Source organism: Streptomyces sp. MnatMP-M17 (assembly GCF_900091995.1).
In the GTDB taxonomy this organism is placed as follows: Bacteria; Actinomycetota; Actinomycetes; order Streptomycetales; family Streptomycetaceae; genus Streptomyces.
The window spans coordinates 15,671-29,052 of the sequence record NZ_FMDK01000196.1 but is presented as its reverse complement, the minus strand read 5'-3'; the positions used below and the strand labels follow the sequence as shown (position 1 = coordinate 29,052).

General features: G+C 69.2%; 10 protein-coding genes. 6 read left to right on the top strand and 4 right to left on the bottom strand.

The genetic code is table 11. The features are described from left to right. Positions 1–159: 159 nt before the first annotated feature. From hisC to GA0115259_RS09625, 5 genes are all read left to right on the top strand, one after another. Positions 160–1,242 (top strand): histidinol-phosphate transaminase, encoded by a 1,083-nt coding sequence (hisC, locus tag GA0115259_RS09645; protein WP_093593783.1) that lies wholly within the window; start codon positions 160–162, stop codon positions 1,240–1,242. Positions 1,243–1,520: 278 nt separating this feature from the next. After that, positions 1,521–3,029 carry a cytochrome ubiquinol oxidase subunit I gene (locus tag GA0115259_RS09640; protein WP_093593780.1) on the top strand — a complete coding sequence of 503 codons (1,509 nt, stop codon included), beginning with the start codon at positions 1,521–1,523 and terminating at the stop codon, positions 3,027–3,029. Between the two features lie 20 nt (positions 3,030–3,049). Further along, a complete protein-coding gene (cydB, locus tag GA0115259_RS09635) occupies positions 3,050–4,048 on the top strand; it encodes a cytochrome d ubiquinol oxidase subunit II (RefSeq protein WP_093593777.1) in 999 nt (332 codons plus the stop codon). Between the two features lie 108 nt (positions 4,049–4,156). Then, entirely contained in the window at positions 4,157–7,783 is a 3,627-nt protein-coding gene (gene cydD / locus GA0115259_RS09630; protein WP_093593775.1) for a thiol reductant ABC exporter subunit CydD, read from the top strand. Between the two features lie 110 nt (positions 7,784–7,893). After that, positions 7,894–9,618 carry a GAF domain-containing sensor histidine kinase gene (locus GA0115259_RS09625; protein ID WP_093593772.1) on the top strand — a complete coding sequence of 575 codons (1,725 nt, stop codon included), beginning with the start codon at positions 7,894–7,896 and terminating at the stop codon, positions 9,616–9,618. 91 nt (positions 9,619–9,709) lie between these two features. Here GA0115259_RS09625 and GA0115259_RS09620 read toward each other — a convergent pair whose 3' ends face one another. From GA0115259_RS09620 to GA0115259_RS40135, 4 genes are all read right to left on the bottom strand, one after another. Continuing rightward, positions 9,710–10,555, bottom strand: coding sequence for a Cof-type HAD-IIB family hydrolase (locus tag GA0115259_RS09620; RefSeq protein ID WP_093593769.1), 846 nt, complete (start codon positions 10,553–10,555; stop codon positions 9,710–9,712). Positions 10,556–10,683: 128 nt separating this feature from the next. After that, on the bottom strand, positions 10,684–11,472 hold the full coding sequence (locus tag GA0115259_RS09615; RefSeq protein WP_093593766.1) for a VOC family protein: 789 nt from the start codon (positions 11,470–11,472) through the stop codon (positions 10,684–10,686). 5 nt (positions 11,473–11,477) lie between these two features. Beyond that, a complete protein-coding gene (locus GA0115259_RS40140; RefSeq protein ID WP_218104210.1) occupies positions 11,478–11,978 on the bottom strand; it encodes an alpha/beta hydrolase in 501 nt (166 codons plus the stop codon). Then, positions 11,906–12,454, bottom strand: coding sequence for a hypothetical protein (locus GA0115259_RS40135; RefSeq protein WP_161230328.1), 549 nt, complete (start codon positions 12,452–12,454; stop codon positions 11,906–11,908). The genes GA0115259_RS40140 and GA0115259_RS40135 overlap by 73 nt, the downstream gene beginning before the upstream one ends. Here GA0115259_RS40135 and GA0115259_RS09605 point away from each other — a divergent pair. Then, positions 12,453–13,352, top strand: coding sequence for an LLM class flavin-dependent oxidoreductase (locus tag GA0115259_RS09605; RefSeq protein WP_093593763.1), 900 nt, complete (start codon positions 12,453–12,455; stop codon positions 13,350–13,352). The genes GA0115259_RS40135 and GA0115259_RS09605 overlap by 2 nt on opposite strands. The last annotated feature ends 30 nt before the right edge of the window (positions 13,353–13,382 follow it).

The window sequence follows — 13,382 nt, the reverse complement described above, 5'->3', positions numbered from 1 at the left end:
CGGCGGCGGGCCTCATGGCGTCCGGCGGCGGTCCGGGCGGCGGTCCGGCGGCCGGGTTCGCAAGGGCCGCGAATCCTCATAAGGTGAACAGCATTGAAGTCGTCGTTGAAGTCGTCAGAGAAGTTGTACGGACCCGTGAACGGCCGAGGAGGACCTGCGGTGAGTGAGTCGAGCCCCAAGCTGCGCGCCGAGCTGGACGGCATCCCCACCTACAAGCCGGGCAGGCCGGCCGCGTCCGGCGGCGGGCCCGTCGCGTACAAGCTGTCCTCCAACGAGAATCCGTATCCGCCGCTGCCCGGCGTGATGGAGCAGGCGATCTCGGCCGCGGGCGTCTTCAACCGCTATCCGGACATGGCCTGTACCGGACTGATGGACGAGCTGGCGGACCGCTTCGGCGTGCCCGTCGCGCATCTCGCGACCGGCACCGGTTCGGTGGGCGTGGCACAGCAGCTCGTCCAGGCCACCTCGGGCCCCGGTGACGAGGTCATCTACGCCTGGCGTTCCTTCGAGGCGTATCCGATCATCACCCGGATCTCGGGCGCGGCCTCCATAGAGGTGCCGCTGACCTCGGGCGAGGTGCACGATCTGGACGCGATGGCCGACGCGATCACCGAGCGGACCCGGCTGATCTTCGTCTGCAACCCCAACAACCCGACCGGCACGGTGGTGCGCCGCGCCGAGCTTGAACGGTTCCTCGACCGTGTTCCGGGCGACGTGCTGGTGGTTCTCGACGAGGCCTACCGCGAGTTCATCCGCGACGCGCAAGTGCCGGACGGCGTGGAGATCTACCGCGAGCGTCCGAATGTGGCCGTGCTGCGTACCTTCTCCAAGGCGTACGGACTGGCCGGTCTGCGGGTCGGCTTCGCGATCGCCCATGAACCGGTGGCCGCCGCGCTGCGGAAGACCGCCGTCCCGTTCGGTGTGAGCCAGATCGCACAGGAGGCGGCGATCGCATCCCTGCGTGCCGAGGACGAACTGCTGGGCCGGGTCGGCGCGCTGGTCGCCGAGCGCGCGCGGGTCTACGCGGGCCTGGTCGACCAGGGCTGGACCGTGCCCGAGACCCAGGCCAATTTCGTCTGGCTGCGGCTCGGCGGGCGCACGCTCGACTTCGCGGCGGCCTGTGAGGCGGCCGGTGTGGTCGTACGGCCCTTCGCGGGCGAGGGAGTACGGGTCACGATCGGCGAGCACGAGGCCAATGACGTCTTCCTCCAGGCGGCGGAGGCGTTCCGCAAGGAGCTGTAGCCGGGCAGTGCGACTGGCCGGTGCGGCCGGCGGGGCCAGTGCGGCCGGTCCGGTCCGGCCGGGCGAGAGCGATACGGAGTGGTGCGGGGCGGTCTCTTCGAGGCCGCCCCGACGCATTCCGACCCCATGCCGACCCCCCTGCGAAGGCCGGGAAGCATGTGCGACATAATGCTTGTGAATGTGAACGCGTTCACAAGCGCGTCCCGTTTGCTCTCGTATGTCCAGGTCGAACGGGACAAGCTGCCGCTGTGACCACGGCGATGTAAGGAGAAGACGACGTGGACCTCGCTCTGGCGCCGGAGACCCTGGCGCGATGGCAGTTCGGCATCACCACCGTCTATCACTTCCTCTTCGTCCCTCTGACGATCTCGCTCGCCGCGCTCACGGCCGGCCTGGAGACCGCGTGGGTCCGCACGGAGAATCCTAAGTACCTCAAGGCCACAAAGTTCTGGGGCAAGCTCTTCCTGATCAATATCGCGATGGGTGTCGTCACCGGCATCGTGCAGGAGTTCCAGTTCGGGATGAGCTGGTCCGACTACTCGCGATTCGTCGGCGACATCTTCGGTGCTCCGCTCGCCTTCGAGGCGCTGATCGCCTTCTTCTTCGAGTCGACCTTCATCGGACTGTGGATCTTCGGCTGGGACAAACTGCCGAAGAAGATCCATCTGGCCTGTATATGGATGGTCTCGATCGGCACGGTCCTCTCCGCCTACTTCATCCTGGCCGCCAACTCCTGGATGCAGCACCCGGTCGGCTATCGCATCAACAAGGAAGCCGGCCGTGCCGAACTCACCGACTTCTGGAAAGTGCTGACCCAGGACACCGCGCTCACCCAGTTCTTCCACACCCTGACGGCCGCTTTTCTGGTCGGCGGTGCCTTTATGGTCGGTATCGCGGCCTTCCATCTCGCGCGGAGGAAGCACATACCGGTGATGCGGACCTCGCTCCGCCTCGGCCTGGTCACCGTCGCGATCGCCGGACTGCTCACCGCCGTGAGCGGTGACTCGCTCGGCAAGGTCATGTTCGAGCAGCAGCCCATGAAGATGGCGGCGGCGGAAGCCCTGTGGGAGGGCGAATCGCCCGCGCCGTTCTCGCTGTTCGCCTACGGAGACGTCGAGAAGGGCCACAACACCGTGGCCGTCGAGGTCCCCGGACTGCTGTCCTTCCTCGCCAACAACGACTTCAGCTCGCATGTCCCCGGTATCAACGACGTCAACAAGTCCGAGCAGGAAAAGTACGGTCCCGGCGACTACCGGCCCAATATCCCGGTCGCGTACTGGGGCTTCCGCTGGATGATCGGCTTCGGAATGGCGTCCTTCGGCATCGGTCTGCTCGGGCTCTGGCTGACGAGGCGGAAGTTCCTGCTGCCACCCGCCCTGCGGACGGACGAGGACGAGGTGCCCAATCTGGTGCTCTTCCGGCAGAAGGCGCTCAGCCCGAAGCTCACCAAGTGGTACTGGATCGTCGCCCTCTGGACCCTGCTCTTCCCGCTGATCGCCAACGCCTGGGGCTGGATCTTCACCGAGACGGGACGCCAGCCATGGGTCGTGTACGGAGTGCTCCGCACGGCCGACGCGGTCTCCCCCGGAGTCTCCCAGGCCGAGGTGCTCACCTCGATGATCGTCTTCACCCTGCTGTACGGAGTGCTCGCGGTCGTCGAGGTCAGGCTGATGGTCAAGTACGTCAAGGCCGGCCCACCGGAGCTGACGGACGCCGATCTCCATCCGCCCACAAAGATCGGTGGCGACCATACGGACGCCGACCGGCCGATGGCCTTCTCGTACTGAGGACTTGAGGAGCTATGGCTATGGAACTCCACGACGTCTGGTTCGTTCTGATCGCCGTCCTGTGGACCGGCTACTTCTTTCTCGAAGGCTTCGACTTCGGCATCGGAGTCCTCACCAAGCTGCTGGCCCGCGACCGTAAGGAGCGGCGGGTCCTGATCAACACCATCGGGCCTGTCTGGGACGGCAATGAGGTCTGGCTGCTCAGTGCCGGCGGAGCGACCTTCGCTGCCTTTCCCGAGTGGTACGCCACGCTCTTCTCCGGCTTCTATCTGCCGCTGCTGCTCATCCTGGTCTGTCTGATCGTGCGCGGTGTCGCCTTCGAGTACCGGGCCAAGCGGCCCGAGGAGAGCTGGCAGCGCAACTGGGAACACGCGATCTTCTGGACCTCGCTGCTTCCCGCCGTGCTCTGGGGTGTCGCGTTCGGCAATATCGTGCGCGGCGTCAAGATCGACGCGCACAAGGAGTACATCGGCAACGTCGCGGATCTGCTCAATCCCTACGCGATCCTGGGCGGTCTGGTCACCCTGACTCTCTTCACCTTCCATGGCACGGTGTTCGCCGCGCTCAAGACGGTGGGAGACATCCGGGTCCGGGCCAGGAAGCTGGCGGTCGGACTCGGGGTGCTGACCGCCGTGCTGGCGCTCGGTTTTCTGCTCTGGACCCAGGCGGACCAGGGCAACGGCAAGAGCCTGATCGCACTGGTCGTGGCGGTGGTGGCGCTGGTCGCCGCGATCGGGGCCATCGCGGCGGGACGTGAGGGCTGGTCGTTCGCGCTCTCGGGCGTGACGATCGTGGCCGCGGTGGCGATGCTCTTTCTGACGCTCTTCCCGAATGTCATGCCGTCCTCGCTGAATCCGGCATGGAACCTCACGGTGACGAACGCGTCGTCCACTCCGTACACCTTGAAGATCATGACCTGGTGCGCGGGTATCGCGACTCCGCTGGTGCTGCTCTACCAGGGATGGACGTACTGGGTGTTCCGCAAGCGGATCGGAACGCAGCACATCGCCGATGCGTGACTGCCGTTGCGTGACCGCTGTTGCGTACCGGCGATGTGTAAGAGACCGATGCATCCGAGGGCAGAGCCCGGTTCGTCAGAGCACGGTTCGTAGGAGTGGGTGTTTCACGTGAAACCAGTCGATCCGCGTCTGCTGCGGTATGCCCGGGCCACTCGCTACTTCCTGATCGCCGTGGTGGCGCTGGGGGTGGCCGGTGCGGGGTTGGTGATTGCTCAGGCGATGCTGATCGCCGAGGTGGTGGTCGGAGCGTTCCAGCGAGGACTGGACGATTCGGAGCTGCGCACCCCGCTGCTTCTGCTGGTCGCGGTCGCCGTCGGGCGCGCTCTGGTTTCCTGGCTGACCGAACTCGCGGCCCATCGAGCAAGCGCGGCGGTCAAGTCGGAGCTGCGCGGACGACTGCTGGAGCGGGCGACCGCACTCGGCCCGGGATGGCTGAGTGGACAGCGCACCGGTTCACTGGTCGCGCTCGCCACCCGCGGTGTGGACGCTCTGGACGACTACTTCGCGCGCTATCTGCCCCAACTGGGGCTCGCGGTGGTGGTGCCGGTGGCGGTTCTGGCGAGGATCGTCACCGAGGACTGGGTCTCTGCGGCGGTCATTGTGCTGACTCTGCCGCTGATTCCACTGTTCATGGTGCTCATCGGCTGGGCCACCCAGGCCCGGATGGACCGTCAGTGGCGGCTGCTCTCCCGGCTGTCGGGCCACTTCCTGGATGTGGTCGCCGGACTGCCGACCCTGAAGGTCTTCGGCCGGGCCAAGGCACAGGCCGAGTCGATCCGCGCGATCACCTCGGAGTACCGGCGGGCCACCCTTCGTACGCTGCGTATCGCCTTTCTGTCGTCCTTCGCGCTGGAACTGCTCTCGACGCTGTCGGTGGCTCTGGTCGCGGTCGGGATCGGGATGCGGCTCGTGCACGGTGATCTGGATCTGTACACGGGACTCGTGGTGCTGATCCTGGCGCCCGAGGCCTATTTGCCGATCCGTCAGGTGGGCGCGCAGTATCACGCGGCGGCCGAAGGGCTGTCGGCCGCCGAGGAGATCTTCACGGTCCTGGAGACAGGGCCTCCGGCGGGCGGTACGGGAGAGATGGCCGGTACGGGTGCGCCACGGCTGGAGCTGGACGGTGTGACCGTCCGCCATCAGGGCCGTACGGAACCTTCGCTGGACGCGGCCTCGGTGACGGTCGAGCCGGGGGAGACGGTCGCCCTGGTCGGTCCGAGCGGTGTCGGCAAGTCCACGCTGCTCCAGGTGGTGCTCGGCTTCACCGCACCGGACGAGGGCCGGGTACGGGTGGACGGCCGGGATCTGTTCTCTCTTGATCCGGACCGCTGGCGGGAGCGGATCGCCTGGGTTCCGCAGCAGCCGTATCTCTTCGCGGGCACGATCGCGGAGAACGTACGGCTGGCCCGGCCGGACGCGGACGACGCGGCGGTACGGGACGCGCTGCGGGAGGCGGGCGCGTATGAGTTTGTGACGGCGCTGCCGCAGGGCGTGCACACGCTGCTCGGTGAGGACGGTTCCGGGCTCTCGGCCGGTCAGCGGCAACGGCTCGCGCTGGCCAGGGCCTTTCTCGCCGACCGGCCGCTGCTGTTGCTGGACGAGCCCACGGCGGCGCTCGACGGCGAGACGGAGTCGGGCATCGTCGAGGCGGTACGGCGGCTGGCCCTGGGCCGTACGGTGCTGCTCGTCGTCCACAGACCGGCGCTGCTCGCGGTGGCCGACCGGGTGATCGCGCTGCCGGAGCGGCCGGCGGGCAGGGCGGAGGCGTCCGGAGCGACGGAGGAGCGCGGTGGTCTCGGCTTTGTGCGGGCGCCTGCGGCTCGGGTCGACACGGTCGCCCATGACGCGGTCGACGGAGAGGCTGGAGCAGCCGGGGACGACGCCGGCAGCGGACATGCCGTACCGGCCGATTTCGGTGCGATCGGCACCGTCGGCACCGTTGGCACGGCTGGTGCGCCGGGTGCGCCGGGTGAGGGAGCCGGTTCGGCGAGGGATCCGCTCGCGCGGATGAGAGCCGCCGCCGGGGCGCTGCGCGGACGATTCGCACTGGCGCTGTTCCTCGGCAGCTGCGCCCTCGGCTCCGCCGTCGGTCTCATGGCGGTCTCCGGCTGGCTCATCTCGCGCGCCTCCGAGCAGCCCCCGGTGCTCTATCTGATGGTCGCGGTGACGGCGACCCGCGCCTTCGGTATCGGCCGGGCCGTCTTCCGCTACGCCGAGCGCCTCGTGTCGCACGACGCCGTACTCAGGATGCTCGCCGATCTCAGGGTCTCCGTGTACCGGCGGCTGGAGCGCATCGCGCCCGCCGGGCTGCGCGAGACCCGGCGCGGGGATCTGCTGTCCCGGCTGGTCGCCGATGTGGACGAACTCCAGGACTACTGGCTCCGGTGGCTGCTCCCGGTCGGTACCGCCCTGCTCGTCGGGGTGGGGGCCATCGGATTCACCGCATGGCTGCTGCCGGAGGCGGGCGCCGTACTGGCCGCCGGGCTGCTCGCCGCCGGGGTGGGTGTGCCGCTGGTGAGCGGCGCCTGCGCGCGCCGCGCCGAACGGCAGTTGGCCCCGGCGCGCGGACTCCTGGCCACTCAGGTCACCGATCTGCTCCGGGGCACCGCTGAGCTGACTGTCGCGGGCGCACTGCGGAGCCGTATGCGCGGGGTGCGCGAGGCCGACGGAACGCTGACGGCCATCGCCGCGCGCGGCGCGAGCGCCAACGCGCTCGGCGGCGGACTCTCCGCGCTGGCCTGTGGACTGACCGTGGCCGCGGCGGCGCTCGTGGGCGTTCAGGCGGTACGCGACGGACGTCTCGACGGCGTGGAGCTGGCCGTGGTCGTCCTGACTCCGCTCGCCGCGTTCGAGGCGGTGACCGGGCTGCCACTCGCCGTGCGGTACCGGCAGCGGGCCAGGTGCGGTGCGGAGCGGGTGTGCGAGGTGCTGGACGCTCCCGTGCCCGTACACGAGCCCGACCGGCCGGCCGTCGCTCCGGTATCACCGTTCCCGCTGGAGGTACGAGGGCTGTCCGCCCGGTACGCGGGGCAGCGGCGGGACGCGCTCAGCGGCTTCGACCTGACGCTGACGGCAGGGAAGCGCGTCGCCGTCGTCGGGCCTTCCGGGTCGGGCAAGACGACGCTCGCGCAGGTGCTGCTGCGCTTCCTGGACGCACGCGAGGGCGGCTGCCGGCTCGGCGGTACGGATCTGGCCGCGCTCGACGGGGACACGGTCCGGGGCTTTGTCGGGCTGTGCGCGCAGGACGCCCACCTCTTCGACAGTTCCGTACGGGAAAACCTCAGGCTTGCCCGTACCGAGGCGACCGAGGACGAGCTGCGCGAGGCTCTGCGCCGGGCCAGGCTGCTCGAATGGGTCGATGGCCTGCCCGCCGGGCTCGAAACCTTGGTCGGCGAGCACGGCGCCCGGCTCTCGGGCGGTCAGCGGCAGCGTCTGGCACTGGCCCGCGCGCTTCTCGCCGATTTCCCGGTACTGGTCCTGGACGAGCCCGCCGAGCACCTGGATCTGGCGACGGCGGACGCGCTGACCGCCGATCTGCTGGAGGCGACGGAGGGCCGTACGACACTGCTGATCACCCACCGTTTGCGAGGACTCGACCAGGTGGACGAGGTGATCGTGCTCGACGGAGGCCGTCCCGTACAGCGAGGCCCTTACGCCGAGCTGGCGGCCGACGAAGGGCCGCTGCGGCGGATGCTGGAGCGTGAGCGGGCCGGCGATCGGCTCATGACCGGCTGATCGCCGACCGCCGACAGCCCTGCCGGTGCCGTCCGGGTGGTCGACATCCGGGAGGCCGGAGCGCGCAAGCGGACTTTCCCTATCAAATAGGAGTTACTACGCTCTGGCTTATGAAAGTGCCCGAGCCTCTGGGCCCTCTCGACGCGGTCACCCGCGCCGCCAGCAGCCTGGAGGGCCTGTCCGCCGAGAACACCGCGCGGGTGCCCCAGCTCCTGGAGGCGATGTGTTCCGTCGGTACGGGCCGCGGACTGCACACCACGCTCGCCCGGATCTGTGAGACCGCGGCCGAACTGGCCGGGGCCCGCTTCGCCGCTATCGGAGTCCTGGACGAGACGGGCGAGAGCCTCTCCGACTTCGTGACCCATGGCGTCGGCGAGGACGTGGCCGGGCGCATCGGGCACCCGCCCGATGGACGTACCGGCCTTCCCGGCGTGCTGATGAGAGGCCCGGAGCCGATTCGGCTCGCCGATCTGACCGTCGATCCGCGCGCCGCCGGACTTCCTCCGGGACATCCGCCGATGCGGACGTTCCTCGGTGTTCCCATCCGCGCCCAGGGCGAGATCCTCGGCAACTTCTATCTGGCCGAGAAGCCGGGCGGGGGCGAGTTCAGCGACTACGACCTGCACATGGTGCGCGTACTCGCCACCGAGGCCGGGAACGCCATCGGCAACGCCCGGCTGTACGAGGCGGCCAGACAGCGCGAGCGGTGGATTGACGGCTCGGTCGCCGTCACCACAGCCCTGCTCACCAGCGGTGACGCGGGAGGCGCGGCGGACGCGGCAGACGCGCTGTCCGTGGTCGCCGAGCAGATCCGCAGACTGGCGGATTCGGTCATCGGTGTGGTGCTGCTGCGCACGGAGGACGGCGGACTGGAGGTCGTCGCCGTCTCCGACGACCATCCGACCGTCAAGCGGAACTATGTGATCCCGGCCGAGAACCCTGTCACCAGGACGCTCCTGGCCGGCGAGTCCCTGTTCGTGGACGACCTCGCCACCGATCCTCGGGTGACACCCGCTCTGGCCGCGGATTTCGGCCCCGGCATGCTGCTGCCGCTGCGGGCCGACGGCCAGGTGCTCGGCGCCCTGGTGATGCCCCGCGCACGGGGCGCGCGCCGTTTCGGAGAGCGGGAACGCATCCTGGCCGACCAGTTCGCGGCCCAGTCGGCGCTGGCGCTGATGATGGCCGACGCGCAGCGCGACCGGGAGCGGCTGGCCGTCCTGGAGGACCGGGACCGGATCGCGCGGGATCTCCATGACCTGGTCATCCAGCGTCTGTTCGCCACCGGGATGACGCTGGCGAGCGCCCAGCGCGGCACGGTCGCTCCCGAGGTACATCAGGGCATCGACAAGGCGGTCGATGAACTGGACGTGACCATCCAGGAGATCCGTACGGCCATTTTCGCGCTCCAGCAGGGCTCGACGGAGGCGCCGGCCGGAGTGCGTACGCGCGTGCTGCGGGAGATCAATATGGCGGCCGTGCCGCTGGGTTTCCGGCCGAGCCACCGCTTTCTCGGGCAGGTCGACACGGCGGTCGGCGAACTGGCCGGGCGGAATCTGATCGCCGCGCTCCGTGAGGCCCTGTCCAACGCCTTCCGGCACGCGCAGGCCACCCGTATCGAAGTGGTCGTCGACGCCGCGGCCCGGCTTCCGGACGGCAGGGCGGCAGTGCGTCTGTCGGTCGCCGACGACGGTGTGGGCATCCCGGACGGCGGACGGCGCAGCGGGCTGCGCAACCTCGCGCGACGGGCCGAGTCGCTGGGCGGATCGAGTACGTGCGAGCCGGGGATCGGGGAGGACAGGGCCGGTACGACGGTGATCTGGGAGGCGCCATTGTGACGAGGCGGCTGTGAGTGGTGGCGGTCAGTGGCGGCTCGCCGCTCACCGCCGTTCGCACCACTTACGTAGATTTCGCACCACTTACGTAGATCTAGAGCCGCGCGAGAATCTGCTCGATGATGATCGCGACGCCGTCCTCGTTGTTCGTGGCCGTACGTCCGGAGGCGGCGGCCAGTACGTCCGGATGGGCGTTGTCCATCGCGTACGAGGTCCCGGCCCAGGTCAGCATCTCCAGATCGTTGGGCATGTCTCCGAAGGCGACGACCTCGTCGGACGAGACACCGCGCTCGGCGCAGCAGAGCGCGAGCGTGCTGGCCTTGCTCACTCCCAGGGCGCTGATCTCCAGCAGTGCGGTGGGGCTCGACCGGGTGATGGTGGCGCGGTCCCCGGCGGCCGTATGGGCCAGGGTGAGGAAACCGTCGGGCGTCAGGTCCGGGTGCTGGGCGAGCAGCTTGACGACCGGGCCCGCGGACTCCTCGTACTCCTCCTGGAGAAGCTTCTCCGCGGTGGCGACGGTCGCACCCGGGTCCTCCAGGAAGGGCGGGTACGTCGGCTCGTAGTTGATGCCGTTGGTCATCTCGACGGCGAACGCCGTTCCCGGCGCGGCGTCGCGCAGGGTCTGCACGACGTACAGCGCGGTCTCCCGGTCCAGCGGCCGGACCTTCAGCAGCTCTCCGCCGGCGCGCAGATCGACCACCGCGGCGCCGTTGGCGCAGATGGCCATGCCGTGGCCGTGCACATGGTCGCTGACAACTCCCATCCAGCGGGCCGGGCGCCCGGTGACGAAGAAGACCTCGATACCCGCCTCCTCGGCGCCTTTGAGCGCGGCGATCGTACGGTCCGACACGGACTTGTCGTGGCGCAGCAGGGTGCCGTCGAGATCGGTGGCGATCAGCCGGGGCCGGGCGGGGAGCGGGGAGTCAGCAGGCGAGGTCACGGCGCCATTCTCCCGTACGTCTGTGCACGGGCGTGCGGTGGGGCGCACATCTGAGAGGTCGTAGGAGAAGCCGTACGGGCTGTATGGGCCTTACGAACCGTACGGAAGAGAGGCCGGACCGAGGAGAGTCAGGAGGCCGGCGATGGCAGTGCGACCACTCCGAAGACCGCGCCCTGCGGGTCCTGGAGGATGGCCATCCGGCCGACCTTCTCCATGTCGAAGGCGGGCACCATCACCGATCCGCCGGCCCGTACGAGCGCGTCCACCGTGCTGTCCGTGTCGTCCACCGCGAAGTGCACCAGCCAATGCGGCGGAATACCTTCCGGGAGGTTCTCCATGCTCTGGAGACCGCCGACGGTGCGCCCTTTGACCTGGAATCCGGTGAACTCGGGCATCTCCGGCACCGGCGCGACGTCCAGGCCGAGCGCGGCGCGGTAGAAGGTGCCCGCGGCCTCGGGATCGGAGGTGCTGAGCTGATTCCAGACCAGCGAGCCGGGCTCATTGACGAGCTGGGCCCCGGGAAACTCCACCGCCTGCCACGCCCCGAACACCGCGCCCTGCGGATCGGCGGCGATCAGCATCCGGCCCAGATTGCCGACATCCATCACCGGGGCGAGCACGGTGCCGCCGTTCGCGCTGATCGCGGACTGGGTGGCGGCGGCGTCGGCAGTGGCGAAATAGCTGGTCCAGCTGGGCGGCGGCGGAGGCTGGCCGTTCGGCGCCATCGCCGTCATGATCCCGGCGACGGGCTTGCCCCGCATGGTGCAGGTCGCGTAGCCGCCGAACACCGCGGGTCCGGGCTCGCCCTGCCAACCGAACAGATCCCGGTAGAAATCCAGGGCCGCCTGCTGGTCGGGCACCATCAGATCGATCCAGCACGGCGTACCGGGCTCGTAGGGAGCGGTGACTTCAGGCATCTGTGTCATCTCCGGAATCTGCTCTGCCAAGGGCGCTCGCCCGGGCTGCTCCACGTCCCCCGCGACCACCCTCTCCGCACTCCGCCACTGTCGCCACCTGAGTGCGGCAGACGGCTCCTCTCGTTGGCTTCGGGCGCGTCGTAATCGAGCCAGCTGATGACGGAGACATCCTGGCCCTGCCGCTGGCCCTGGCCCTGGTCCTCGCTCCACGCACGGGCCGAGCTCTGAAGTTTCTTCGCCCGGTTGATCTGGCTGCCGACATTGTCGAGCTGGTTGCTCGTCCCCGGGACCTGGATCGCGGTGTGCTCGGCCGTGTCCGGGTTGCCGACGGCGACGATGGCGCGGCCGTCCTTCTCGGTGCTGAAGCCGAGGAGGTACAACTGCTTGTGCGCGGGGCCGGTGTCCGCCATGTCCAGGCGGTACTTCAAGTCGGTCAGTGCGCGGTAACTGGACCGGTTGTGGTGTCCGAGGCCGCCCTCACGCAGCGCGTAGTCGTTGAGGCGCATGTCCGGTACGGTGCGGTTGGCCTGGTCGCGTGCGGCCGACGGCAGGCCGTCGAGCGTGCCGAGCCGGTGCCGAGCCGGTCCGGGAAGGCGGCGAGGTAGATGTGCTGTTCCCCCTCGTCCAGTCTGTTCCACCAAGCCGCGGCGCGCTGTGGATCCGTCCCGTCGGGGATGTCCCTCTTGCTGATCCCGGCGAGTGCGGCGACCCATGCCGCGTCTTCCTGGGCGTTGGCGCCGCCGTACCGTTTGTCGGGGCCGAAGGGGTCGATCTGGCGCAGGATCTCGGAGGCCTCGCAACTGGCCTCGGTGGCCTCGGCCGTGGCCGCCTCGATACGGGCGCGGAAGCCGCCGAGGCCCGCGTTGGCCTGGCGCTGGATATCGTGGTGGTCCGGATCGTTGTGGTGCTTGAGGTCCACGGCCTGTCCGGGTTCCACCCGGCCGTCGTCCCGGACCGTGTGTCCGGCGTAGGGTCGGGGCATGCGTCTGAGTACCGTGATTCTTCCCGTTCGCCGTTGGCATGATGGTGGCCGCGACGAGTGGCTGAGTGCCGAGCGGCTCGGATTTCATGCCGCGTATACCTACGACCACCTCTCGTGGCGCACCTTTCGCGACGGTCCATGGTTGGGCGCGGTGCCGACGCTTACCGCCGCTGCCGCCGTCACCGAGCGGCTGCGGCTGGGGACTCTTGTCACCTCGCCGAACTTCAGGCATCCGGTGACGCTCGCCAAGGACCTGATCGCGCTGGACGATGTTTCGGGCGGGCGGATCACTCTTGGGATCGGTGCGGGTGGTACGGGCTTCGATGCCACGGCGCTGGGGCAGGAGGCGTGGACGCCGAGGGAGCGGGCGGATCGGTTCGCCGAGTTCGTGCCGTTGCTCGACCGGCTGCTGACCGAGGATTCCGTGACGTACGACGGGACGTTCTACTCCGCGGTCGAGGCCCGGGGCATTCCTGGGTGTGTGCAGCGGCCCCGGCTGCCCTTCGCGGTGGCGGCCACCGGGCCGCGAGGGCTGAAGCTCGCCGCCCGGTACGGGCAGGCGTGGGTGACGACGGGTGATCCGACGCTCTTCGAGACGGGTACGCCGGAGCAGTCGCGGGAAGCCGTCGGCAGGCAGATCGAGCGGCTCGGGAAGGCCTGTGCGGAGATCGGGCGTGAGGCGGCCGAGGTGGAGAAGATCCTGCTCACCGGTTTCACACCGGACCGGGACGGGCCGATGAAGTCCCTGGATGCGTTCGTGGACTTCGCGGGCAGGCACTTCGAGCTGGGCATCACCGAGATCGCGGTGCACGCGCCCATCCCCGACTCGGAGTTCGCCGCCGACCAGCGGGTCTTCGAGCGGATCGCGACCGAGGCGTTGGCGCAGCTCCGTCTGTAGCGCGTGACGGGCAGGGCGGGCGGTCGGCCC

Bases quoted from the DNA above. Each gene is read 5' to 3' on its own strand.
- cydB (WP_093593777.1), top strand. From the start codon at position 3,050: ATGGAACTCCACGACGTCTGGTTCGTTCTGATCGCCGTCCTGTGGACC.
- GA0115259_RS09625 (WP_093593772.1), top strand. From the start codon at position 7,894: ATGAAAGTGCCCGAGCCTCTGGGCCCTCTCGACGCGGTCACCCGCGCC.
- GA0115259_RS09615 (WP_093593766.1), bottom strand. From the start codon at position 11,472: ATGCCTGAAGTCACCGCTCCCTACGAGCCCGGTACGCCGTGCTGGATC.
- GA0115259_RS40140 (WP_218104210.1), bottom strand. From the start codon at position 11,978: ATGCGCCTCAACGACTACGCGCTGCGTGAGGGCGGCCTCGGACACCAC.
- GA0115259_RS09605 (WP_093593763.1), top strand. From the start codon at position 12,453: ATGCGTCTGAGTACCGTGATTCTTCCCGTTCGCCGTTGGCATGATGGT.
- GA0115259_RS40135 (WP_161230328.1), bottom strand. From the start codon at position 12,454: ATGCCCCGACCCTACGCCGGACACACGGTCCGGGACGACGGCCGGGTG.